Here is a 22,543-nt window from a genome sequence, read left to right as displayed (position 1 = left end):
ATTCGGGCGCGGATAGCAGATTTCGCCCCGATCGGCACGCGATTAATCGGCTTCCGGCCGCGCTCAGGCCGCGGGGCTGGTGCCGGGCTGGCGGCGGCCGAACAGCCGGCGCATCAGCCGGAAGCCCGGCCAGGCGAAGCGGGTCAGGGCGGCGTCGATGCCGGCGTCGGTGAGCCGGGTGGACGGCCAGCGGTAGATGTAGCCGTGCAGCAGCCAGATCACGATGAAGGTGACGAGGCCGGCCGCGGCGATGTCGGTGAAGAAATGTCCGCCGAACGCCATCCGGAGCACCGAGGTGGCGATGCCGAACAGGACGGCGGCGCCGTAGGCGACGGGCCGGATGGCGGGCGGCGTCAGCGCGGCCGGCGCCAGGGTCCAGAACGCGGTCGCGCCCTCGCCGGAGAAGAACGAGCAGTTGCGGCCGCAGCCGCCGCGCGGATCCCACCACGGCACGAACTGCATGTCGCCGCCGAACTCGGTCACGACGACCGGACGCGGCCGGCCCCAATAGGATTTGAAGGTGAAATTGGTGAGCACGCCGGCCGACAGCGACAAGGTCAGCAGCAGGAACGCCATGGTGCGGCCCTTCACCAGCAGCGGCCGGTCGGGACGGATGAGCTTCACCACCAGCGCAACGATGGACGGCAGCGCGATGCCCCAGGCAACCCACATCGCGGCATCGCGCGCGAAGGCGGCATAGCCGTCGAGCTTCACGGGGAAGCTGCGCGTGTGGGAATCGTAGAACAGCGCGGCGAGCTTGAGGTCGAGCTCGGGATAGACGCCGAACAGCACGCCGATGACGAGCGCGAGCGACAATGCGATGAAGAGTCCAGTGCGGTTCATGGCGCGCGGTTTAGCGAAAGCGGGTGGCGATGGAAAGGCCGCGCGCTCACCGCGGCGACCCCGACGGAAGCGGAGGGGGCGGCGGCAGAGGCGGCGACGGCTCGCGCCAGCGGCCGGCGTTGCGACCGGCGATCAGCCAATAGGCCAGCCCTCCGACGATGCCGGCGCCGGTCAGTATCTCGAGATGGCGGCGCACGATGCCCTCGAACCGGAAGGTCTCGGGATCGAACGGGACCAGGCCAAGATAGCAGGCGGCGCCGACCACGCCGCCGCCGATCGCATAGGCGAGCACGCTGCGGATCGAGAACGCCTCGGTGATCAGCGCGATCAGCAGCGCCGGGATCAGCGCGAACCCCGACACGAAGATGAAGCCGAAGCCGATGATGACCTCGAACGCGCCCTGGTCGATCGGGCCGTTGCCGAGATCGGAGAACTCCGGGAACAGGATCGCGGTCACGACGATCAGCCCGGCCAGGAAGCACGCGGCGAGAAAGGCGAACGCGATCACGACGAGACGGCCGATCAGCGCCATGGCGAAAAACCCATATTAAGCAATGGAGGCCCCGCTCTCTCCACTCGTCATGCCCGGGCTCGACCCGGGCATCCACGTCTTTCGTCTCGGAACAACTACATGGATGGCCGGATCAAGCCCGGCCATGACGACGTCATCGATAACAATGCTCAAAAACAGGACTCAATCCGTCATTGCCATCGCACGCAGCGCCTGGCGCTCCCGCGCGGACAGCTTCTCCGTCTCCGACTTCAACTGGCCGCAGGCGGCGAGGATGTCGCGGCCGCGCGGCGTGCGCACCGGTGAGGAGTAGCCGGCGTTGAAGACGTATTCGGAGAACTTCTCGATCTGCTCCCAATCCGAGCATTCATATGCCGAGCCGGGCCAGGGATTGAACGGAATCAGGTTGATCTTGGCCGGGATTCCTTTCAGCAGCTTCACCAGCAGCCGGGCGTCATCGAGCGAATCGTTGACGCCCTTGAGCATCACATATTCGAAGGTGATGCGGCGCGCGTTGGAGGCGCCGGGATAGTCGCGGCAGGCCTGCAGCAGCTCGGCAATCGGATATTTGCGATTGAGCGGCACCAGCTCGTTGCGCAGCTCGTCGCGCACGGCGTGCAGCGAGATCGCCAGCATCACGCCGATCTCCTCGCCGGCGCGCTTGATGTTCGGCACCACGCCCGAGGTGGACAGCGTGATGCGGCGGCGGGAGATGCCGATGCCCTCGTTGTCCGAGACGATCAGCAGCGCGTCGCGCACCGCGTCGAAATTGTACAGCGGCTCGCCCATCCCCATCATGACGATGTTGGTGATGAGCCGGTTGCCGAGCGGGGTCTCGCGGTCGGCCCAGTCGTTCAACCGGTCGCGCGCCACCATGAACTGGCCCACGATCTCGCCCGCGGTGAGGTTGCGCACCAGCCGCTGCGTGCCGGTGTGGCAGAACGAACAGTTCAGCGTGCAGCCGACCTGCGACGAGACGCACAAGGTGCCGCGATCGGTCTCGGGGATGTAGACGCACTCGACCTCGTGGGCCTTCTGCAGATTGTCGCCGCTCGGCAGCCGCAGCAGCCATTTGCGGGTGCCGTCGTTGGAGATCTGCTCGGCCACGACCTCGGGACGGTCGACGGTGAAATGCTCGGCCAGCGCGGTGCGTGTGTCCTTCGACACCGACGTCATCTCGTCGAACGAGCTGGCGCCGCGGAAATAGATCCAGTGCCACAACTGCTGCACCCGCATCTTCTGCTGGCGCTCGGGTACTCCGACCTCGCCCAGTCTCGCGGCCAGCTCCGCGCGCGACAGGCCGATCAGCGAGGGCTTCGCCGGCGGGACGTAGGTTTCGAGCGGAGTCTTTTCGAGGGGCGCAGATGAGTCGCGCAGCCCGGCAGTCGTTGCCATGTCGAGGAGCCCAAAGTGCTGCCCGGCCGCGGCGGCCGAAGGCGTTCAGCGGGTTTATATAACGATCCGGCCGGCAAATGCGACCCGCCTGACGAGCGGTACCGGCGGCCGCCGTCTACCGGCGGCAATCCTGCGCGATGCGGTCGAGCGCCTGGGCGAGCCCCTTCAGCGAGAACACGTCGGTGGTCTCCGTGCCCTTGGCCGAAACGCCCTTGACCACCGCCTCGGGCGCCTTGCGCATGGCCTCGACCATCCGCTCTTCCTCGGCGGCGTTCTTGATCCAGAGCCCGTCACCCTGGGTATACATGGCATAGGAGGCACCGCCGACCTCCACCGCGGCGTCGGATCCGGGCTTCAGCGCATAGCCGATCATGATCGAAACCTCGTTGAAGACCTTCTCGGAGGGCCGGGTCGACACGAAGGCATAGGCGGGATCGCGCGGACGGTTGGGCGGATTGGTCTTGGAGGTTGTCGGCTTGGCCAGCGCGAAGCAGACCTTCTTGCCGCCGGGCATCGCGGTGTAGGCGCCCCAGCCGCCGAACTGTCCGATCAGCGTCGGTTCCGCGCCGCCGATGCTGGGAACGGCCGGCTTCGATTCCGATTTCGGTGCGGCCTTCGGATGCGGAGCTGCGGCCTTTGGCGCGGCGCTCTGTGCCACGACGAGGCTCGGAGCTCCGAACAGCAGCACGCCGCCGACCAGCGTTGTCAACAATCGCCCGAACAACATGATACGTTGAGTTCCCCCGCGACTTCGTTCCACCAATATTGTGACTGGAAAATGGCCCGGAATCGCTGACCGTGGTCGCGATGGATAGCGGCTAAATGCACCGCTTGCAAAGGCCGCAGAGCCGGATTGTCCGGCGCTTCGCGTCCTCGGGCCGGCGCCGCGGCCCATGCCGCGGCCCGATGATGATTGTGGCGCGGCGGCAAATCCGGCATGACGTTCCCAAAGCCGGACCTCGATCCGGCGGCAACGACCAAGGAGCGCCCATGAAAGCCATTCTCTGCTCGCAATTCTGTCAGCCCGACGATCTCGTCCTCACCGAGGTGCCAGATCCGGTGGCCGGTCCCGGCGAGGCCGTGATTGCGATCAAGGCGGCGGCGCTGAACTTCTTCGACATCCTGATGATCCAGGGTAAGTACCAGATCAAGCCGCCGTTCCCGTTCTCGCCGGGCGCAGAGGTCGCAGGTGTCATCGAGAGCGTTGGCGATGGCGTCACCGACCTGAAGGTCGGCGACCGTGTCGTCGCCTCCTGCGGCCACAACGGCGCGCGCGAAAAGATCGCGCTGCCGGCTGCGTCGATCGTCAAGATTCCGGACAATCTCGATTTCGATCGCGCCGCCGGCATCATCATCATCTACGGCACCGCGCTGCATGCGCTGGAGGATCGTGCCAGTCCGAAGCCGGGCGAGACGCTGGCCGTGCTTGGTGCCGCCGGCGGCACCGGCCTTGCCGCTTGCGAGCTGGGCAAGCTGATGGGGCTGAAGGTCATCGCCTGTGCCTCTTCGGACGAGAAGCTCGAATTCGCCAGGCAGCACGGCGCGACGCTGACGTTGAACTACGCCAAGGAGGATCTCAAGGAGGGGCTGCGGCGGCTCACCGACGGCAAGGGCGCCGACATCATCTTCGATCCCGTCGGTGGCACCTACGCCGAGGCTGCGCTGCGCTCCATCGCTTGGGAGGGCCGGTTCCTGGTGATCGGCTTCGCCGCCGGCGACATCCCGAAGATGCCGCTGAACCTCGCGCTGCTGAAGGGCTGTGATATCCGCGGCGTGTTCTGGGGCGCCTGGACCCGACTCAACCCCGCCAAGAACCGCGCGAACCTCGAAAAGCTCGTGCAGTGGACCGCGGAGGGCAAGCTGTCGTCGCATGTCGACCGCACCTTCCCGCTGGCGCAGACCGCCGATGCCTTGAAGGTGCTGGCCGGCCGCCAGGCGATGGGCAAGGTGATCCTGCACCCCTGAGGACGTCGCGCAATGAAGGCCCCCGGGGTTGCTGTATTCCCCCGGGGTAGCCTCGCCCTGATCCGCGCAACCAAACCGGGCAGAGCCCTGTCTGTTCTGCGGGCGCAAGGCTCGAGCCGAGCCGGCCCGAGGTCGCTGTGACATCCGCGCGATGCGCGGCGGGTCGCAAATTTGTTCGGCGGGCTGCCGCGCCGGCGTCACGGATTCGCAACCGGAAGCAGAAAATCCGAAAACGAGCGTTTCTTGGTTAACGCAACTGCGCCACATTATGGCATGGTTAATTGTAGGGCTTTGCCGTTGTTATCTCGACGTTTCTGGATTTGGTGCCGTGCGATGTCGCACGTGCGTCGCCACAATCAGATCAAAATATTTCCAGAATCATGCCGGCTCTCGTCCACTTTTAGTCGGATTCAATTAGTCAATTAGTTGTCGGCAGTGGGGTGCCTCTGGCAATCGTGACGTGTCTCGAGCTTCTGACGGGCTTGGGACCAAAAGTATGTTGCGTGAAGTTGAGATGGGGATGAAGGCCATGGCTGAGCGGACGACGCGCGGACGTTTCAACAACAGAACTCCTTCGGAGCCTGACTTCAGGCCTTTCCCCGACGAACTCCCTCAGGAGCGCCCACCGAACTATCGTTTCGGCCGGTCGACCCAGGACAACTATCCAAACGACGAATCGATGCCGATGTTCCTCTCTGAGTATGAGAGCGGCAATCAGATCGACAGCACGCATTTCGAGGACCAGTGGCCGGCGCGGACCCGCCGCGTCTCGATCTCGTCCCGGATCCTTCTCGCCGTGGTGGCTGCGGCCGGCGTCGCGGTGCTCTTCGCGCTTGTCACCTCGGATGCGACGCGCGACCTGATCGCCAGTGCCAAGGCTTCCATCATCGGCGCCACGCCGGATCCGACGGCCCCGCCGCAGGCCACCAACACGCAGCTCACCGCGCGCGACATGCAGCTGAACGAGCCGGCGCGACTGCCGCCCGAGCCGCCGGCTGCCGCTGCGGCGCCGGTGCAGACGGCAGCCGTCGCCCCGACGCGTGACGACATCGCCAACGCCTACCAGACAGCGCTGCAGAATCGCAGCGTGACGCAGCCTGCGCCGGTTGCAGCGCCGCCGAGCTTCGCCACGGCACCGGCCGCGCCGGCCCCGAGCGCGATGGAGCCGTCCTCGATCAATTCGCCTGGCGCGGGATCGGCAATCGTCGCACCCGGCCTCGGCGCCGTGACCGCCGCTCCGCCGCCCGCGCAGGTCCGCCGGCTCGATCCCGACGAACTCGCTGGCATCATGAAACGCGCCAAGAGTCTGCTGGCCGCGGGTGACATCCCGCCGGCGCGACTGCTGCTGGAGCGCGCCGCCGAGGCGCAAGAACCGGCCGCGGCGCTGATGCTGGCGCAGACCTACGATCCCCACGTGCTGGGAACGAAGGACATCCGCAATATCAATGCCGATCCGGCTGCGGCTCGCAACTGGTACCGCCGCGCCGCGCAACTCGGCTCGTCAGAGGCGCAGCGCAGGCTCGATCAGCTGCAGAACTGAACGCTCGTGACGGCAGCGATGCCGCCCCGTTTCATTTTTTTGTTTCACGCATGATTTTCGGGTCCGTTCAGGGGCGACGCCAGCCGAGACTTGGCGCTGCCCGCGTCCGGCTCGCAACCATGTGCCAGCCTTACATCAAGGGGGACAGATGCGACGTCTTGTTGGAGCGGCCCTAGCCGCAATGATGATAGCGTGCGGTTTTGCTGCCCACGCCGAGGAAGGCGAGTTCGACCCGGCCAAGGTGAGCGACAGCCTCAAGGCGATCTTCCAGTTCGGCTCGGTGCAGACCAAGCAGGCGCTGAACGCCAACACGGTGACGCTCATCACCGGCACGATCGGCGGCACCTATGTGCAGTTCGGCGCCGACCTGGCCTCGCTGCTCGACGACGGCAACAATCTGCGCGTCCTGCCGATCGTCGGCCGCGGCTCGGTGCAGAGCGTGGCCGACATTCTGTTCCTGCAGGGCGTCGATCTCGGCATCGTCCGCGCCGATACGCTCGACTATCTCGAGCGCAAGGGTTTCGCCAAGGACATCAAGCGGCAGTTCACCTACGTCACCAAGCTCTACAATGAAGAGATGCAGGTGATCGCGCCGCGCGCGGTGCGCAACCTGCGTGACCTCGAGGGCCGCCGCGTCAGCGTCGACCTGCCGAATGGCGGCACCTTCGTCACGGCGCTGACGGTGTTCGAGCGGCTTGGCCTGCGCGCCAACTTCGCCTACATCGAGCAGCGCATCGCGATGGAGAAGCTGAAGCGCGGCGAGCTCGATGCCGTCATCGTGGTCGGCGGCAAGCCCTACAAGTCGGTCTCGACCTTCGTGAACGACGGCCGCTTCCATCTCGTCAACGTCGATTACGATCGACCGCTGCAGACCGACTATCTGCCCGCGACCCTGACGGCGAAGGACTACCCGAACCTGATCGCCGAGGGCGAGAAGGTCGACACGATCGCGGTGCCGGCCGTGCTCGCCGCCTACAATTGGGCGCCGAACACCGACCGCTATCGCAAGCTCGCAACCTTCGTCGACGCCTTCTTCACCAAATTCCCGGCATTCCAGAATCCGCCGTTCCATCCGAAGTGGAAGGAGGTTTCGCTGTCGGCCCCGCTCGCCGGCTGGCAGCGGCTGCCGTCCGCCAGCAAATGGCTGGAGAGCCATGCCATGGAAGGCGCGCAACGCGACCGCTTCGACGACTTCCTGAAGCAGAGCAGCGCCGGCAGGGCGATGCCCAGCCAGGCCGACCGCGAGGCGCTGTTCAAGCAGTACCAGGCCTGGGAGGCCGAGAAGACCGGCAGCGCCCGCGCCCAGGCGCGCGGCCAGCGCTGAGCTCGGAGCGTTCGACGACGTCCCATCAAGAGAAAAGCCCCGCGGATGCGGGGCTTTTTGCTTTTGCGCCCTTCCGAGGCGCTGACTGCGGGCGCCCGGCTTGCCCGGCCGGAGCCGTCGTCAGCCGATCGTCTCGCCGTCCTTCGCGACGTCAGCGTTCTTGTCTGCCGCCAGCCGCGCGAGTACGGCGCGGGCGGCGGCATGATGGTCGGGCGTGATGTTCGAGGCGACCATGCGGATGGCGGTGGCGAGCACCGCCGCGTCGTCGGTGAAGCCGAGGATGGGCAGCACGTCAGGCATGAAGTCGAACGGCACGACGAAGTAGGCGATGGCGCCGAGCAGGGCGACCTGTACGTGCCGGGGTGTCTCCTTGTCGAAGGCGCAGTAATACGCCGCAAGCAGCTCCTCGGCGAATGGCAACCGCGCGACAACCTTCTTGAACTTGATCCAGAAACGACGGCGAAGGGTCTCGCGATCCCGGGCCAGCCGCTCCGCGGGCTCGAAGCCAACGCTGTAGTCGGTCGCATCCGACATGATGTCCGATCTCCGGTTCCAGACGGCGCCGGGGGCGCGGTCCTCGTCCTCGGATGTGGTGATGGCGACGCCGGCCGCAAGGCGCGTGCCGTCGTCGCCAAGGCCTCAGCCGCGCATCGTCGCGGCGATCGCGTTCATCGCCTTGGCGAGCTCGATGTCGCGCAGGGTCACGCCGCCGGCGTCATGGGTCGTGAGGACCACCTCGACGGTGCGGTAGACGTTGCGCCACTCGGGATGATGGTCAGCCTTTTCGGCGACCAGGGCGACGCGGGTCATGAAGCCGAAGGCTTCGTTGAAGTCTGTGAATGTGAACGTGCGGGCGATGGCATCACGGCCCACCGCCTCGGACCAGCCGGGAAGCTCCCGCAAGGCAGTGGCGCGTGCCTCCGCCGACAATCGTTGCGGCATCTCGATCTCCTCTCGTGGTGCAATCGACCGGACACGTGGCAACATCCGGGCGATTGCGGGGTCTACCTCCAGCCGGATCGCGCCGGGGTCCGGTTGCGCAGACTAGCCGAAAACGCATCCCGATCAGAGCCTTGTCACAGGCCGTTGCCGGAGGGGCTCGGACCTGTCCCGATCCTCCGGTGGCTGGTGCGATGGTAACCATGACGCAGATGTCACCCCGGGCGGACAAGAAATTTGCTACAGTTCAGCTCTATCAAAGGACGACGTGGCCAGACGAAGCCGCCTGTGGCATCGCCCGGGACCAGGACCACCGGAGGACAGAATCTGGTAGATGCTCAGACCACGCCAGCGCAGCGCTCACGGATGCGCCCTGCCGTGTTCATCGTCATCGCCGGGATCCTTGCGGTCGTCGGCGCTTTGACGGGTGCCTACTATTTTGCGATGCGTCCCGTGGTGCTCAAGATCGCGGTCGGTCCGCCCAACAGCGACGACCTGAAGGTCGTCCAGGCCCTGACCCAGGCCTTTTCCCAGTCGCACGCCTCCGTCAGGCTGCGGCCGGTTCCGACCGAGGGCGCCGCCGAGAGCGCGCAGGCGCTGGCCGCCGCCAAGGTGGATCTTGCGATCGTGCGGGGTGACCTCGAGGTCCCAAAGAACGCACAGGCGGTGGCGACGCTGCGCAAGAACGTCGTCATCCTCTGGGTGCCCTCGTCCGGCAAGGGCAAGAGCCGCAAAGGTGGCGCCAAGATCACGAAGATCTCGCAGCTCGCGGGCCACAAAGTCGGCATCATCGGCCGGACGCCGGCGAACGCGAACCTGCTGAAGGTCATCCTGCGCCAATATGGCGTCGACCCCAGCAAGGTCGAGATCGTCCAATTCCCGATCACCGAGGCCGCCGAAGCGGTCCGAAGCCAGAGGGCCGATGTCTATCTGGCGGCCGGTCCCATCAACAGCAAGATCACGGCGGATGCGATCGCCGCCGCCACAAAGGAAAGCGGGCCTCCGACGTTCCTGGCCATCGATTCCGCCGCAGCCATCGCACAGAACCATCCCGAATACGAGGCCACCGAGATTCCGGCCGGCGCGTTCGGCGGGGCGCCCGATCGCCCCGAAGATGAAGTGAAGACGATCAGCTTCAATCACCACATCGTGGCACGCAAGGGCCTCACCGACTCGACGGTCTCGACGTTCACGCATCAGCTGTTCTCGGTGCGCCAGCAATTGCTGTCGGAATTTCCGCTTGCCGCCAAGATCGAGACGCCGGACACCGACAAGGACGCGGCGATCCCCGCTCATCCCGGCGCGGCGGCGTTCGTCGACGGCGAGGAGAAGACCTTCCTCGACCGCTACAGCGACTACATCTGGTGGAGCCTGATGGCGCTTTCGGCGATGGGTTCGGCCGGTGCGTGGTTCGCCGGCTATCTCAAGCGCGACGAACGCACCATCAACACCTCGCTGCGCGATCGTCTGCTGGAGATGATCACCATCGCGCGCAGGAGCGATTCGACCGAGGAGCTCGACCAATTGCAGAGCGAGGCCGACGAGATCCTGCGCAACACGCTGACCTTCTTCGAGGACGGTGCGATCGAGCACGCTGCGTTGACCGCGTTCAACATCGCGCTCGAGCAGTTCCACAACGCGGTGGCCGATCGCAAGCTCATCCTGATGAGCATGCCCGCCAATCTGCAGCGAACCGGCGCGCAGTTGCGTGCCGCCGGCACCTGAGGTCGGACCACGCTTGCGCTGCGGCCGTGTCACGCGGCGGCCGGGGCGCGATTGTAATTCCAGCGTCATCAATCTTTCCTAGGTCTGCCGGGCCGTGACTCGCGCCTGCTCCCGCGCGCGATCCGACCAGGAGATCCGCATGACGCTTCGCATTCCTCGACCGCACACAGCCCTGTCCCGCCGCCGCTTCCTGTCGACGGCCGCCGCAGCCGGCGTCACGACGCTGGCGATGCCCTATCTGAGCCGCGCCGCCGACCGGCCGCAGATCACGCATGGCGTGCAGTCCGGCGACGTCGGCATGGATGGCGGCGTGGTCTGGGCGCGTGCCGATCGGCCGTCGCAGATGCTGGTCGAGGTGGCGACCACCGAATCGTTCAAGGACGCGCGGGCGCTGCCACCGATCGCCGCGCTTCCGGAGAGCGACTTCACGGCCAAGATGCTGATCGAAGGCCTGCCGAGCGGCCAGGACATCTTCTACCGCGTCAAGTTCCGCGACCTGTCGCATACCGCGGTCGAAAGCGAGGCCGTGGCCGGCCGCTTCCGCACCGCGCCCGGCAACAAGCGCGACGTCTCGTTCGTCTGGGGCGGGGATGTGGCGGGGCAGGGCTGGGGTATCAATCCCGATGATGGCGGCATGTTCACCTTTGCGACGATGAAGAAGCACCGCCCGGATTTCTTCCTGCATTCCGGCGACACCATCTATGCCGACGGCCCGATCAAGTCCGAGGTAAAGCTGCCGGACAACAAGGTGTGGAAGAACCTCACCGTGGAAGAGAAGGCCAAGGTCGCCGAGACGCTCGACGAATTCCGAGCCGCCCACAAATACAATTTCCTCGACGAGAACGTTCGCGCCTTCAATGCCGAGGTGCCGATCTTCGTGCAGTGGGACGATCATGAGGTCACCAACAACTGGTCGGCTTCCAAGGAGCTGCCGGCGAGCTACAAGGAGCGCAACATCCAGCTGCTCGCGGCCCGCGCGGCGCGCGCCTTCCACGAGATGTATCCGATGCGCGAGAGCATCATCGAGCCGGGCCGCGTCTATCGCACCATCAACTACGGTCCGCATCTCGACGTGTTCGTGCTCGACGAGCGCAGCTACCGCGGCGCCAACGGTCCCAATCTCGAGGACAAATATGGCCCGGCGTCCTACTTCATCGGGCCGGAGCAGATGCGCTGGCTGAAGCAGGCGCTGCTCAATTCGCGCGCGACCTGGAAGGTGATCGCCTCCGACATGCCGCTCAGCATCATCGTCTATGACGACGCGGCCAACAAGAAGGGCTCGGAAGCCATCGCCCAGGGTGACGGCCCGGCGCGCGGCCGCGAGCTCGAGATTGCCGAGATCCTGCGCTTCATCAAGACGGCGCCGATCCAGAACACGGTGTGGCTGACGGCGGACGTGCACTACGCGGCCGCGCATTATTACGATCCGAACAAGGCGCAGTTCCAGGACTTCGAGCCGTTCTGGGAGTTCGTCTCCGGTCCGTTGCATGCCGGCACGTTCGGTCCGAACGAGCTCGACAACACCTTCGGCCCCGAGGTGCGCTTCATCAAGGCGCCCGGCCTCGACAAGCAGAACCTGCCGCCATCGGCCGGGATGCAGTTCTTCGGCCACGTCAAGATCGAAGGCGCAACGGGCCAGATGACCGTGACCCTGCGGGATCGCGCCGACGTCGCGCTGTGGTCGACCACGCTCGATCCGAAGCTCGGCTGAGGTCTTGTTGCTCGGCGGCAACACGATCGCGTGCTGCGACGGCAACTAATCGCGTCGCCGCAGCACGGCCTCCAGCGCCTCGGTCGGGCACGGCTTCGGCAGCCGCGGCCGGTCGGCGAATGCGGCCGGCACGCGGTCGGCGCCATAACCGGTCGAGAATGCGAAGGGAATGCCGAGCGCCGCCAGCCGCTCGGCAATCGCAAAGCTCTTCTCGCGGACCAGGCCGACATCGAGGAGTGCGAATTGCGGGACACGCTCGGCGATCATGGCGAGCGCGGTGGCGACGTCGGCTGCGATCCTGATGTCGGGAACGCCGAGGTCGGTGATCGTGTCTTCCAATCCGAGCGCAATGATGGGGTCGTCTTCGACGACCAGCACATGCTGATAGAACTCGGGCACGCCTGATTGCGAGCTGGTCATGGGATCTGCGGGTTCCAGGAGGAGGGACGGACCCCGCGGCCGGCGCCTCCTCTCGAGCGCGCTGGCGGGTTCCTGGAACCAAGGCAGCATATCAGAGTTCCTGTGTCGGTGCACTTGTGAACACAAGGAGCACGGATCACGCACATGCGTTGCGCACGGGGGATGACGATGCTGAGCCAGGGTGTGACCACGCTGAGCCGGGAACGGCCCTACAACAACCTGCTGCGGCGGCTCAGTCCGGCCGACTACGCGCTGATCTCGCCGAATCTGGTCGAGGACACGGCAACGCCGAACGAGCTGCTCTACAGTCCGGGCGACGACGTGCAGATCGTGCATTTTCCCTGCGGGCCGGCGCTGACGTCCTATCTCGTTCCCAATGAGGACGGTCGCGACGTCGAGACCATCCTGGTCGGCCGCGAGGGCGCCGTCGGCGGGATCGTCAGCGAGGGCTTCCTGCCCGCCTATACGCGGATCGTCGTCAAGTTCGGCGGCCCGTTCGCCCGGCTGCCGTTGTCCCGTTTGGCGGCCGCCAAGCTGCAATCCAAGACGCTGCGCAACGTGTTCGCGCGCTACGCCGATTGCATGCTGGCGCAGATGTTCCAGTCGACCGCCTGCAACGCGATCCATTCGATCGAGCAGCGCACGGCGAAGTGGATCGTGGCCGCGATGGACCGCACCGATGGCGAGCCGATCGTGCCGCTGACGCATGAGCAGCTGGCCACCCTGCTGGGCGTCGGCCGCAGCTACGTCAGCCGGGTTGTCCAGACCTTCAGGGCCGAGGGCATTCTCGAAACCCGCCGCGGCGCCTTCATGGTGCGGGACTTCGACGCGCTGAAGCGCCGTTCCTGCCTGTGCAACGAGGCCGTGAAGACCCATTTCGAGGAGGTCCTGCGCGGTGTCTATCCGACCGAGCAGGCCGAGGCGGGCTGAGCCCGCAGGCGCCATTTACTTTCCGCGCATGGGCGCAGCGGCCGCGTCGGCCGTCAGCGTTTTCTCTCGCGCGGCCGGAGGCGCGTGGCGGCGGAGGCATTAGCCAGCCGCCCGGAAACTGCTCCTCGCTCCTGAAAGCAGTCATTGTTTTTTGGCATTTTCTGCCTATATTGCGCCGCAACGCGCGAGGTCTGCCCGGTCGATTGGCCGGGCTTCCTATTTGGGGCTGCCGGCCCCTGCCGCCGAACGAGTTTCGCGAGCGCGCGTCGCAAAGCTAACAGCTTGATTCGACTATCATAAAGCGCGCGCCCCGCCGGGGACAGAGCACGGGCTCTTGAGAAAGCTTAGAAGACACCGACCATGAACCTCCGTAACATCGCTATCATCGCCCACGTTGACCACGGCAAGACGACCCTGGTCGACAAGCTGCTGCAGCAATCCGGTACCTATCGCGAAAACCAGCGTCAGGTTGAGCGCGCGATGGATTCGAACGATCTGGAACGCGAGCGCGGCATCACCATTCTGGCCAAGTGCACCTCGGTGCAGTGGAAAGACACCCAGATCAACATCGTCGACACCCCCGGCCACGCCGATTTCGGCGGCGAGGTCGAGCGCATCCTGTCGATGGTCGACGGCGTGATCGTGCTGGTCGATGCCGCCGAAGGCCCGATGCCGCAGACCAAGTTCGTGGTCGGCAAGGCGCTCAAGCTCGGCCTGAAGCCGATCGTTGCCATCAACAAGGTCGATCGGCCGGACGCGCGCATCACCGAGGTCGTCAACGAGGTGTTCGACCTGTTCGCAGCCCTCGATGCCACCGACGAGCAGCTCGATTTTCCGATCCTGTACGGGTCGGGCAAGAACGGCTGGATGGCCACCTCGCCCGACGCCTCCCACGAGGACGGCATGCAGCCGCTGTTCGATCTCGTCATCAAGCACGTGGCGCCTCCGGTGGTCGAGGAAGGCCCGTTCCGGCTGCTCGGCACCATTCTCGAGGCCAACCCCTATCTCGGTCGAATCATCACCGGACGTATCGCGTCCGGCACCGTGAAGCCGAACCAGGCGGTCAAGGTGCTGTCGCGTGAAGGCAAGCTGATCGAGACCGGTCGCATCACCAAGATCCTGGCGTTCCGGGGTCTCGAGCGGCAGCCGGTGGAGTTCGCCGAGGCCGGCGACATCGTCGCCATCGCGGGCCTGACCAAGGGCACCGTGGCCGATACGTTCTGCGATCCTGCCGTCGAGAGCCCGCTGCAGGCGCAGCCGATCGATCCGCCGACCGTGTCGATGTCGTTCATCGTCAACAATTCGCCGCTGGCCGGCACCGAAGGCGACAAGGTCACCAGCCGCCTGATCCGCGACCGCCTGCTGCGCGAGGCCGAGGGCAATGTCGCGCTGCGCGTGGTCGAGTCCCAGGACAAGGACGCGATGGAAGTGTCCGGCCGCGGCGAATTGCAGCTCGCGATCCTGATCGAGACCATGCGCCGCGAGGGCTTCGAGCTCTCCGTGTCCCGTCCGCGCGTCGTGTTCGAGAAGGACCCGACAACCGGCCAGACGCTGGAGCCGATCGAGGAAGTCGTGATCGACGTCGACGAGGAGCATTCCGGCGTCGTCGTGCAGAAGATGAGCGAGCGCAAGGCCGAGCTGATCGAGATGCGTCCGTCCGGCGGCAACCGTCTGCGGCTGGTGTTCTACGCGCCGACCCGCGGCCTGATCGGCTATCAGGGCGAGCTGATGACCGACACCAAGGGCACGGCGATCATGAACCGCCTGTTCCACAACTACCTGCCCTACAAGGGCGCGATCCAGGGCCGCCGCAACGGCGTCCTGATCTCGAACGATCAGGGCGAGGCCGTCGCCTACGCGATGTTCAAGCTGGAGGACCGCGGCCCGATGATGATCGAGCCGGGCTGGAAGGTCTACAAGGGCATGATCGTCGGCGAGCACACCCGCGACAACGATCTCGAGATCAACGTCCTCAAGGGCAAGCAGCTCACCAACATCCGCACCACCTCGAAGGACGAGGCCGTCCGCCTGACCCCGCCGATCCGGATGACCCTGGAAAAGGCGCTGGCTTATATCGAGGACGACGAGCTGGTGGAAATCACGCCGAAGTCGATCCGCCTGCGCAAGAAGCACCTCGATCCGAACGAGCGCAAGCGCGCCGAGAAGCAGAAGGAAGCGGTGGCGTAAGGCCAGCCTTTGCTCTCTCCTTCGTCATGCCCGGGTCAAGCCCGGGCATGACGACGGAGTTGGATGAGCCAATGTCCTTTCCACCCTCCACCGACATCGCCATCATCGGGGCCGGCGCGGCCGGCCTCGGCGCCGCACACGCGCTGAAGAACGCTGGCGTCTCCTTCATCGTGCTGGAGGCGCGCAACCGCATCGGCGGCCGCGCTCACACCATCACGGCGTCGCCCGAGGTGACGTTCGATCTCGGCTGCGGCTGGCTGCATTCGGCCGACCGCAATTCTTTCGTCGCCATCGCCGAGCAGCTTTCCTTCGCCATCGACAAGTCGCGCCCGCCGTGGCGCGACCAGGCCTACGAGGCGGCCTTCCCCCGCGCGGAGCGCGAGGATTTTGTTCGCGCGCTTGAAGCGTTCTTCACGCGTACCGCCGAGGCCGCCGAGAGCGGCCGCGATGCGCCTGCGAGCATCTGCCTGGAGCCCGGCAATCGCTGGAACGGCATGATCGATGCGATCTGCACCTATCTCAACGGCTGCGAGCTCGAGCAGATGTCGCTGCTCGACTTCGAGGCCTATGAGGACACCGAGCTGAACTGGCGGATCCGCCGCGGCTATGGCGCGCTGGTTGCCGCCTACGGTGCCGGCCTGCCAATCGCGCTGAACTGCGACGTCACGCGGATCGATCACAGCGACAAGCCTATCCGTCTGACGACATCACAGGGCACGCTGACCGCCGACAAGGTGATCGTCACCGTGCCGACCAATCTCATCGCGGACGAGGCGATCCGCTTTACGCCCGGATTGCCGGCCAAGGTCGAAGCCGCCGCCGGTCTGCCGCTCGGCCTCGACAACAAGGTGACGCTGGCGCTCGACGGCTGGGAGCACCTGCCAAAAGATTCCGGGATGCGCGGCCGCAGCAGCACCGCGCGGGTCGGCAGCTTCCAGCTGCGCCCGTTCGACCAGCCTTGCATCGAAGGCTTCTACGGCGGCAGCTTCGCCCGCGACATCGAAGCGGCCGGCGAGGGCGCGCTCGCGGCCCAGGCGATCGATGACGTCGTCGCGCTGCTCGGCGGCGACATCCGCAAAAGTCTCAAGCCGCTCGCCGAGTCGCGCTGGGGTGCCGACCCGTTCGCGCGCGGCGCCTATTCGCATGCGCTGCCGGGCCATGCAGACAAGCGCGCGGTGCTCGCCGCGCCGGTCGATGACCGCCTGTTCTTCGCTGGGGAAGCGACGCCATCGGACTTCTTCTCCACCGCCCATGGCGCGCGAGACTCGGGCGAGCGGGCGGCGCGGGAAGCGTTGGCATCGTTACGTAAGCCCTAGTCCTTCCTTCGTCATTGCGAGCGCAGTGTTCAGCCCGGGGACATGGCTGACAGGTGTTCGGAGACATGGTTGACACCTCAAAATTGGCTCGATTCGTCAAGCAAAGGGGCGAGCGATGCCGTGGCGAGAGGTGTCTGTCATGGACCAGCGACGAGAGTTTGTGATGCTTGCCAAGCAGGAGGGAGCCAACCGGCGGCAGCTGTGTCGGCGGTTCGGCATCAGCCCCCAGACCGGCTACAAATGGATCGAGCGGTCTGACGCCGGCGATACGACGCTGGCGGACCGGTCGCGGCGGCCGCATCGAAGTCCGGAGCGCACCGCAGCTGCGACTGAGCAGCAGATTGTCGCGTTGCGCGATGCTCACCCGGCCTGGGGCGCGCGCAAGCTCGCGCATCGTCTCGATCGCGATGGGCAAGCTGTCCCGGCGATCTCCACCGTGCATAACATCCTGCGCCGCTACGATCGGGTGACGGAGCCTGGCGGCACGCCCGGGCAGCCCTACACGCGGTTCGAGAAGGATGCGCCCAATCAGCTGTGGCAGATGGACTTCAAGGGACACAGTGCGCTGGAGAACGGTGTGTCTTGTCATCCGCTCACCGCGCTGGACGATCACTCGCGCTTTTCCTTGTGCCTGGCGGCCTGCGACAATGAGCGCGGCTCTACGGTCAAAGGACATTTGGAGACGACGTTCCGCCGCTATGGACTGCCGGATGCGATGTTCGTCGACAACGGTGGCCCCTGGGGCTTTACTCTCGAAGACCCCTGGACCGCGTTGACGGTCTGGCTGCTGAAGCTCGGCGTTCGAACGATCCATAGCCGGCCCTATCATCCCCAGAGCCGCGGCAAGAACGAACGCTTCCACCGCAGCCTGAAGGCCGAGGTCTTTGCCTTCAAGCGTTACAGGGACCTTCCCGATGTCCAGCGGGCACTCGACGAATGGCGAGCCGTCTACAATCTCGACCGCCCCCATGAGGCTCTCGACTTCAATGTGCCGGCAAGCCGCTATCGGCCCAGCCAACGCACCATGCCGGATCGCCTTCCGACGGTGGACTACGACGAGGGGGAGATCGTCCGTTCCGTGTCGAGCACGAAGGCCTATGTCAGTTTCGAGGGACGGCTCTGGAAAGTCCCTCAAGCCTTTCGCGGTGAGCGACTCGCTATTCGTCCACTCAGCCAAGACGGAAAATTCGGAGTTTTCTTTGCCGCTCATCAGATCGCAGCGATCGATTTGCGTGACCCCAAAAGTGTCAACCATGTCCCCGAACAGGTGTAAGCTATGTCTCCGGGCTAAACAGCAGCGAAGCAATCCAGGGTCACGCAGGTGGTCGCAGTTCTGGATCGCTTCGCTGCGCTCGCGATGACGGAATTCGTTGATCCAGATTCGATTCTCTCTGTGATTTTCGCGGTTCAGCCGTCACCGATGAGTGTCGACAGCCGCGGTCTCCCCTGCGATTCGCAAGAACTCCCGCGCAGCCTGGGTCTGATGGTGCTCCTTGTGGCGCAGGCTGTAGAAGCGGCGCTTGGGCAGTTCGATATTGGCGACAGCAAGCAGGCCCGCCTTGACCGCGCGCATCACGACGAGGCGCGACAGCACCGTGACGCCGGCGCCGGCTTCGACGGCGCCGCGCACGGCTTCGTTGGACGGCAGATCGAACGCCACGTCGAGCCCGGCTGGCGCGATCCCAAACCCGCCGAGCGCTGATTCGAGCACGGCGCGCGTGCCGGAGCCCTGCTCGCGCAGCACCCAGCGTGCCGTCTTCAGGTCTCTGGTTGTGACAGACGCGCCGCGGCACAGGGGATGATCGATCGGCCCGACCAGCACCATCTCGTCCTCGGCGACCGGCTGGGCCGCGAGCGCGGGATCGTCGACGTCGCCCTCGACGAAGCCGAGATCGGCGGAGCCTTCGCGCACCCGGTCCGCCACCTGCTCGGTATTGCCGATCGACAGTTGCAGCTTGATGGCGGGATGCGCCGTCTTGAAACGGTGAATGAAGGCCGGCAGCCAATAGCCGGCGATGGTCTGGCTCGCGGCCAGCGCCAGCTGCCCCCGCTTCAGGCCGGCGAGATCGTTCAGCACGGTCTCGGCTGCGGCCGCGCGCGCCAGCACCGCCTTTGCTTCGACGAGAAACGCCTTCCCGGTCGCCGTGAGCACGATGCGGCGTCCGACACGATCGAACAGCTTGGTCTCGTAGCGGGCTTCGAGCGCGGCCACGGCCGCCGATGTCGCCGACTGGGTCAGATTGAGGTCGCGGGCCGCCTGGGTGACGTGCTCGCGGGTCGCGACCGCAACGAAAATCCTGAGCTGTTCGAGCGTCACATGCGTCCTACGTGGTCAGCTTCACCAGGGCCAGGCTGAAGCCTGCGATGAACAGGAAGGCGAGCAGGCCCAGCGCCAGCGGCCGCAGGCCCTTTGCCTTGAGCTTGGCGAAATCGGTCTCCAGTCCCATCGCGGCCAGCGCCATCGATAGCAGGAACGTGGTCGCCGTCACGATCACCGTCTTCATCTCGGCCGGAATGCTGATGAGGCTGTTGAGGCCGACGAGCGCGATGAAGCCGAACACGAACCAGGGCAGTGGCGGCTGCGCATTGCCCCGGGTCTCGCCGCCATGGCGCACACGCCGCGTTGCCAGCAGGCCGAGCGTGAGCACGACCGGCGCCAGCAGCATCACGCGGGCCAGCTTGGCGATGGTGCCGAACTCGCCGGCCTGCTGGCCCTGCTGAAACGCGGCCGCGACCACCTGGGCGATCTCGTGAATGGAGGCGCCACTCCACAGGCCGAAGGCGTGCGCGTCGAGATGCAGCAGCGCCGGAAGCAGCGGATAGATGAACATCGCGATCGAGCCGAACACCGTGACGCAGGCCACCGCATAGGCGACGTCCTCGTCATGGGCGCGCGTGACCGTGTTGGTCGCGATCACGGCGGAGGCGCCGCAGATCGAGGTCCCCGCGGCGATCAGCTCCGCCAGCTTGCGGTTGACGCCGAGCAGCCGCCCCATCCACACCGTGAACAGGAAGGTGCCGGTGAGGCTCAGCGCGATCACGGCGAGACCACGCGCGCCGACCTCGACGATCTGGGCCGCCGTCAGCTGCAGGCCGAGCAGGATGATCGCCAGCCGCAGGACGCGGCGCATCGAAAAGGCGACGCCGGGCTTGGCGCGCGCCGGCGTGCCGACCACGTTGTGCAGCGCCATCCCTGCCACGATCGCCAGGATCATCGGGCTGAACAGGCCGAGGCCCGGCAGCAGGCGCAGCCCGAAGGCGCCGGCCGCGAGCGCGGCGGACAGCGCAAGCCCGGGCAGCAGCGTCGATGCTGCCGGCGCGTGCGCAGGTCGATGATGAACGGCAATGGGCGCATCGGCGATCAGATCATGCGAAGGGGCAGTCATGGAAATCTCTCCCAAACCAAGTCTGGGGAGAAGAATTTCATGCTGTTATCAATCGATCCAACAGATTATATTGTATGTATCATTCGTTTCAATCGATTAATTGGCTCGCTGCCGCATCTCTCCGCCGACCCGATCACGACTCCAGCACCCGATTGCGCAGCTCGGCATCTGGCACGAAGCAGGATTCGTATTTACCGAAGATGTGGTAGCGGTTGCGCGCGACCACGCTGTAGACCGCATCGCGCAGCGGCTTCGGAATGGCGAGCAGCGCGCGCGTCCAGCTCCAGCCCGGCAGGTTCGACAAGACGGTCAGCGCAGCATCGGATTTCAAATGCGCCGTGCCGCCATGCACGACGGCGTTGGTGTCGGGATTCCGGGGATCGATGCCGAAGGCCTGCGCCAGCCGGGTGCCGTATGGCGACTGGATCGGCGTGAACCGGAAGCGCTTGGCGGCGTCGCGCGCGATCACGAACTGCACCCAGCGGGAGCAGAACACACAGACGCCGTCGTAGAGAATCACGTCGTCGTCGGGCCAGTTGGTCATCAGCGATTGTCCATCATGAGCAGCGCGACCAGCATCAGCACGATCGCCGGTCCCGTCTTCACCAATGCGCCGAGCGGTTCGAGCCAGAGATCAGGCGTCAGCACCGCGCAGCCCACCATGTAGCCGAGCGAGACGAAGATGCCGGTAGCGAGGCCGAAAGTCGCCGTTTTGCGGAACGCGATCAACACGCCGACCGAGATGTCCATCATGCTGGTGATCGCCGCGAACGGAACGGCGAACCAGTCGGGCCAGCCGCGCGTGGTTAGGATCGCGGTGGTCGCGGGAAACGAGATGAACAGCGCAATCGACCCCGATGCGACCCAGAACAGCACGAGGCTCGCGATCACCAGCGCCTTGATCAGAAACAGCCGCGCGAACCATTTGTCCTGAATCGTGGCGCCGTGTGCTCCGACGGCGCGGTCCAGCGTCGTGGGTGTGATGCGGGTTGCCGCGATCCATGGCGCGGGATCGCCTTGCACACCGCGGCGAAGCTCGGCGATCGCGGTGGTGCGCATCGGCGGCATCCAGCCGAGCCTGCTGCAGAGGTCACCGGCGAAAGCGCCGAGATCGATCAGGATCGTGGGCACGGCAACGCGTGGCCAATCCATTGTGCCCAGACTGCGCCGAAACGCGCCGATGACGTCGCCGAGCGTCACCGCCTCCGGCTGCATCAGGTCCCAGATCACCGCGCGCGTCGCCTCGTCATCGGTCGGCTGCATTGCGAGCCAGGCGATGGTCGTGGCGATGTCCGCCACCGCCACCGGCTGGAACGGCGTCGCCGCATCCTTCGCCGGCAGGTCGACCGGCAGCGCTGCCAGCGCGCGGACCATCGCGCTGCCGCCATAGGCCGACGGTGCGATCACGAAGCCCGGGCGCAGGATGGCGTGGGCAATGCCTGAGGATGCAATCAGCCGCTCCGCCTCGCGCTTGGTGGTGGCGAAGGCGGTGTGATCCTCGTCGGCCATGCCGGGGATCGAGATGTGGATGAAGCGCACGCGACGGCCGCAGGCCGTGATCGCCGCGAGCAGGCGCGCGACGAAGTCGCGATGCACGGCAGCGGTATCGCTCCCCGGACCATCCTGCAGCACGCCGAGGCAATTGACGACGACGTCGCTCTCGTGAGCGCGGATCAGGCTCGCCAAGGCCGGCGCATCGAGCGCCATGATCGGCAGCTCGATGTCGAACGGCGACGCGCGTTGCGAGGGCGAGAACGCGCGCGCGACACCGACCGTCGTACAGCCACGCTGGCGCAGATCGTCGGTGATGAAGCGTCCGATCAGGCCGGAGGCGCCGAGCACGAGGATGCGGGAGTTGACCGAACGGATCATGCGCCTGTCCTCAGAACGGCTTTGCGATCATCAGCCACAGGATGGCCATGACCGCGCCGAAACCGGGGATGCCACACAGGAACCAGCGGCGGAAGACCATGAAATAGCGCGGCGGCAGCTTCTCGGCGCCGATGTCCGCGAGGCGCGCCAGGTCGCGCAGCTCGATCTGCATGAAGATCACCGGCACCCAGAACAGGCCGGCAACGGCGTAGAGCGCGAGCGAGGTGAGCAGCCAGCCGTCGGTGACGGCCGTCGACGACAGCCACATCAGCGTGCCGCCGGTGATCGGCTGCAGCAGCACGGCCGACAGCGTGAACAGCATGTCGGCGATCACCACGACGCCGGCGGTGCGCGCGATGAACGCGGCCTCGCCGCTGAGATGCGCCATCAGCATGAAGAATGCGATCCCCGTGCCGGTGCCGAGAATGACGATGGCGCCGAGCACGTGGAGATATTTGACCAGGAAATACAGCGTCATC

At 65.8% G+C, this 22,543-nt stretch carries 21 protein-coding genes; 9 read left to right on the top strand and 12 right to left on the bottom strand.

The genetic code is table 11. The annotated features are described in order from the left end of the window. Window positions 1–63 precede the first annotated feature (63 nt). The 4 genes from ACQR1H_RS19965 to ACQR1H_RS19950 all read right to left on the bottom strand — a co-directional run bounded on the left by ACQR1H_RS19965 (window position 64) and on the right by ACQR1H_RS19950 (window position 3,476). Complete coding sequence (locus ACQR1H_RS19965; protein ID WP_316180173.1) at window positions 64–843, bottom strand: phosphatase PAP2 family protein; 780 nt, start codon at window positions 841–843, stop codon at window positions 64–66. Between the two features lie 46 nt (window positions 844–889). After that, complete coding sequence (locus ACQR1H_RS19960) at window positions 890–1,375, bottom strand: hypothetical protein (protein WP_315800842.1); 486 nt, start codon at window positions 1,373–1,375, stop codon at window positions 890–892. A gap of 162 nt (window positions 1,376–1,537) precedes the next feature. Next, window positions 1,538–2,749 (bottom strand): 23S rRNA (adenine(2503)-C(2))-methyltransferase RlmN, encoded by a 1,212-nt coding sequence (rlmN, locus tag ACQR1H_RS19955; RefSeq protein ID WP_316238586.1) that lies wholly within the window; start codon window positions 2,747–2,749, stop codon window positions 1,538–1,540. A gap of 115 nt (window positions 2,750–2,864) precedes the next feature. Further along, window positions 2,865–3,476 carry an invasion associated locus B family protein gene (locus ACQR1H_RS19950; protein ID WP_316238585.1) on the bottom strand — a complete coding sequence of 204 codons (612 nt, stop codon included), beginning with the start codon at window positions 3,474–3,476 and terminating at the stop codon, window positions 2,865–2,867. A 263-nt stretch (window positions 3,477–3,739) separates the two neighbouring features. On the opposite strand from ACQR1H_RS19950, the gene ACQR1H_RS19945 reads away from it, so the two are divergent. The 3 genes from ACQR1H_RS19945 to ACQR1H_RS19935 all read left to right on the top strand — a co-directional run bounded on the left by ACQR1H_RS19945 (window position 3,740) and on the right by ACQR1H_RS19935 (window position 7,578). Further along, complete coding sequence (locus ACQR1H_RS19945; protein ID WP_315800839.1) at window positions 3,740–4,714, top strand: NADPH:quinone oxidoreductase family protein; 975 nt, start codon at window positions 3,740–3,742, stop codon at window positions 4,712–4,714. A 529-nt stretch (window positions 4,715–5,243) separates the two neighbouring features. After that, window positions 5,244–6,254: a hypothetical protein gene (locus ACQR1H_RS19940; protein WP_315800838.1), complete on the top strand. Its 1,011-nt coding sequence runs from the start codon at window positions 5,244–5,246 to the stop codon at window positions 6,252–6,254. 148 nt (window positions 6,255–6,402) lie between these two features. Beyond that, entirely contained in the window at window positions 6,403–7,578 is a 1,176-nt protein-coding gene (locus tag ACQR1H_RS19935) for a TAXI family TRAP transporter solute-binding subunit (protein ID WP_315800837.1), read from the top strand. A 120-nt stretch (window positions 7,579–7,698) separates the two neighbouring features. Here the strand turns inward: ACQR1H_RS19935 and ACQR1H_RS19930 are convergent, their stop codons facing one another. Both ACQR1H_RS19930 and ACQR1H_RS19925 read right to left on the bottom strand, forming a co-directional pair. Beyond that, a complete protein-coding gene (locus tag ACQR1H_RS19930) occupies window positions 7,699–8,112 on the bottom strand; it encodes a YkvA family protein (protein WP_315800836.1) in 414 nt (137 codons plus the stop codon). A 105-nt stretch (window positions 8,113–8,217) separates the two neighbouring features. Next, a complete protein-coding gene (locus ACQR1H_RS19925; RefSeq protein WP_434846083.1) occupies window positions 8,218–8,520 on the bottom strand; it encodes a 4a-hydroxytetrahydrobiopterin dehydratase in 303 nt (100 codons plus the stop codon). Between the two features lie 375 nt (window positions 8,521–8,895). Here ACQR1H_RS19925 and ACQR1H_RS19920 point away from each other — a divergent pair, with 375 nt between their 5' ends. Then, on the top strand, window positions 8,896–10,242 hold the full coding sequence (locus tag ACQR1H_RS19920; RefSeq protein ID WP_316180179.1) for a TAXI family TRAP transporter solute-binding subunit: 1,347 nt from the start codon (window positions 8,896–8,898) through the stop codon (window positions 10,240–10,242). A 139-nt stretch (window positions 10,243–10,381) separates the two neighbouring features. Continuing rightward, on the top strand, window positions 10,382–11,953 hold the full coding sequence (locus tag ACQR1H_RS19915; RefSeq protein ID WP_316180181.1) for an alkaline phosphatase D family protein: 1,572 nt from the start codon (window positions 10,382–10,384) through the stop codon (window positions 11,951–11,953). Between the two features lie 45 nt (window positions 11,954–11,998). On the opposite strand, the gene ACQR1H_RS19910 is transcribed toward ACQR1H_RS19915, so the two are convergent. Continuing rightward, complete coding sequence (locus ACQR1H_RS19910; protein ID WP_315800832.1) at window positions 11,999–12,373, bottom strand: response regulator; 375 nt, start codon at window positions 12,371–12,373, stop codon at window positions 11,999–12,001. 168 nt (window positions 12,374–12,541) lie between these two features. Here ACQR1H_RS19910 and ACQR1H_RS19905 point away from each other — a divergent pair, with 168 nt between their 5' ends. From ACQR1H_RS19905 to ACQR1H_RS19890, 4 genes are all read left to right on the top strand, one after another. After that, a complete protein-coding gene (locus ACQR1H_RS19905; protein WP_315800831.1) occupies window positions 12,542–13,303 on the top strand; it encodes a Crp/Fnr family transcriptional regulator in 762 nt (253 codons plus the stop codon). Between the two features lie 360 nt (window positions 13,304–13,663). Then, window positions 13,664–15,490, top strand: a complete 1,827-nt coding sequence (gene typA, locus ACQR1H_RS19900) for a translational GTPase TypA (RefSeq protein WP_434908076.1) — start codon at window positions 13,664–13,666, stop codon at window positions 15,488–15,490. A gap of 71 nt (window positions 15,491–15,561) precedes the next feature. Continuing rightward, a complete protein-coding gene (locus ACQR1H_RS19895) occupies window positions 15,562–16,806 on the top strand; it encodes a flavin monoamine oxidase family protein (protein ID WP_434908075.1) in 1,245 nt (414 codons plus the stop codon). 115 nt (window positions 16,807–16,921) lie between these two features. Further along, window positions 16,922–18,079 (top strand): IS481 family transposase, encoded by a 1,158-nt coding sequence (locus tag ACQR1H_RS19890; RefSeq protein ID WP_315800828.1) that lies wholly within the window; start codon window positions 16,922–16,924, stop codon window positions 18,077–18,079. 141 nt (window positions 18,080–18,220) lie between these two features. Here the strand turns inward: ACQR1H_RS19890 and ACQR1H_RS19885 are convergent, their stop codons facing one another. The 5 genes from ACQR1H_RS19885 to ACQR1H_RS19865 all read right to left on the bottom strand — a co-directional run bounded on the left by ACQR1H_RS19885 (window position 18,221) and on the right by ACQR1H_RS19865 (window position 22,542). Beyond that, a complete protein-coding gene (locus ACQR1H_RS19885; protein ID WP_434908074.1) occupies window positions 18,221–19,123 on the bottom strand; it encodes a LysR family transcriptional regulator in 903 nt (300 codons plus the stop codon). A 7-nt stretch (window positions 19,124–19,130) separates the two neighbouring features. After that, window positions 19,131–20,192: a YeiH family protein gene (locus tag ACQR1H_RS19880; protein WP_434908073.1), complete on the bottom strand. Its 1,062-nt coding sequence runs from the start codon at window positions 20,190–20,192 to the stop codon at window positions 19,131–19,133. Between the two features lie 133 nt (window positions 20,193–20,325). Further along, a complete protein-coding gene (locus tag ACQR1H_RS19875; RefSeq protein ID WP_434908072.1) occupies window positions 20,326–20,736 on the bottom strand; it encodes a thiol-disulfide oxidoreductase DCC family protein in 411 nt (136 codons plus the stop codon). Then, on the bottom strand, window positions 20,736–22,064 hold the full coding sequence (locus tag ACQR1H_RS19870; RefSeq protein ID WP_434908071.1) for an SDR family oxidoreductase: 1,329 nt from the start codon (window positions 22,062–22,064) through the stop codon (window positions 20,736–20,738). The genes ACQR1H_RS19875 and ACQR1H_RS19870 overlap by 1 nt, the downstream gene beginning before the upstream one ends. 10 nt (window positions 22,065–22,074) lie before the next feature. After that, on the bottom strand, window positions 22,075–22,542 hold the full coding sequence (locus tag ACQR1H_RS19865; protein ID WP_434908070.1) for a DUF2269 family protein: 468 nt from the start codon (window positions 22,540–22,542) through the stop codon (window positions 22,075–22,077). Between the last annotated feature and the right edge of the window lies 1 nt (window position 22,543).

Source organism: Bradyrhizobium sp. HKCCYLRH2015 (genome assembly GCF_051168215.1).
Lineage (GTDB): Bacteria > Pseudomonadota > Alphaproteobacteria > Rhizobiales > Xanthobacteraceae > Bradyrhizobium.
Note: the sequence above shows the minus strand (reverse complement) of the source record. Positions and strands in the feature narration are given on the sequence as shown.

Excerpts from the sequence above, each read along its gene's own strand:
- ACQR1H_RS19890 (WP_315800828.1), top strand. The coding sequence starts at position 16,922 with ATGCCGTGGCGAGAGGTGTCTGTCATGGACCAGCGACGAGAGTTTGTG.
- ACQR1H_RS19965 (WP_316180173.1), bottom strand. The coding sequence starts at position 843 with ATGAACCGCACTGGACTCTTCATCGCATTGTCGCTCGCGCTCGTCATC.
- ACQR1H_RS19915 (WP_316180181.1), top strand. The coding sequence starts at position 10,382 with ATGACGCTTCGCATTCCTCGACCGCACACAGCCCTGTCCCGCCGCCGC.
- ACQR1H_RS19930 (WP_315800836.1), bottom strand. The coding sequence starts at position 8,112 with ATGTCGGATGCGACCGACTACAGCGTTGGCTTCGAGCCCGCGGAGCGG.
- ACQR1H_RS19935 (WP_315800837.1), top strand. The coding sequence starts at position 6,403 with ATGCGACGTCTTGTTGGAGCGGCCCTAGCCGCAATGATGATAGCGTGC.
- ACQR1H_RS19870 (WP_434908071.1), bottom strand. The coding sequence starts at position 22,064 with ATGATCCGTTCGGTCAACTCCCGCATCCTCGTGCTCGGCGCCTCCGGC.
- typA (WP_434908076.1), top strand. The coding sequence starts at position 13,664 with ATGAACCTCCGTAACATCGCTATCATCGCCCACGTTGACCACGGCAAG.
- ACQR1H_RS19940 (WP_315800838.1), top strand. The coding sequence starts at position 5,244 with ATGGCTGAGCGGACGACGCGCGGACGTTTCAACAACAGAACTCCTTCG.
- ACQR1H_RS19895 (WP_434908075.1), top strand. The coding sequence starts at position 15,562 with ATGTCCTTTCCACCCTCCACCGACATCGCCATCATCGGGGCCGGCGCG.
- ACQR1H_RS19960 (WP_315800842.1), bottom strand. The coding sequence starts at position 1,375 with ATGGCGCTGATCGGCCGTCTCGTCGTGATCGCGTTCGCCTTTCTCGCC.
- ACQR1H_RS19880 (WP_434908073.1), bottom strand. The coding sequence starts at position 20,192 with ATGACTGCCCCTTCGCATGATCTGATCGCCGATGCGCCCATTGCCGTT.
- rlmN (WP_316238586.1), bottom strand. The coding sequence starts at position 2,749 with ATGGCAACGACTGCCGGGCTGCGCGACTCATCTGCGCCCCTCGAAAAG.
- ACQR1H_RS19905 (WP_315800831.1), top strand. The coding sequence starts at position 12,542 with ATGCTGAGCCAGGGTGTGACCACGCTGAGCCGGGAACGGCCCTACAAC.
- ACQR1H_RS19925 (WP_434846083.1), bottom strand. The coding sequence starts at position 8,520 with ATGCCGCAACGATTGTCGGCGGAGGCACGCGCCACTGCCTTGCGGGAG.
- ACQR1H_RS19865 (WP_434908070.1), bottom strand. The coding sequence starts at position 22,542 with ATGACGCTGTATTTCCTGGTCAAATATCTCCACGTGCTCGGCGCCATC.
- ACQR1H_RS19945 (WP_315800839.1), top strand. The coding sequence starts at position 3,740 with ATGAAAGCCATTCTCTGCTCGCAATTCTGTCAGCCCGACGATCTCGTC.
- ACQR1H_RS19910 (WP_315800832.1), bottom strand. The coding sequence starts at position 12,373 with ATGACCAGCTCGCAATCAGGCGTGCCCGAGTTCTATCAGCATGTGCTG.
- ACQR1H_RS19950 (WP_316238585.1), bottom strand. The coding sequence starts at position 3,476 with ATGTTGTTCGGGCGATTGTTGACAACGCTGGTCGGCGGCGTGCTGCTG.
- ACQR1H_RS19875 (WP_434908072.1), bottom strand. The coding sequence starts at position 20,736 with ATGACCAACTGGCCCGACGACGACGTGATTCTCTACGACGGCGTCTGT.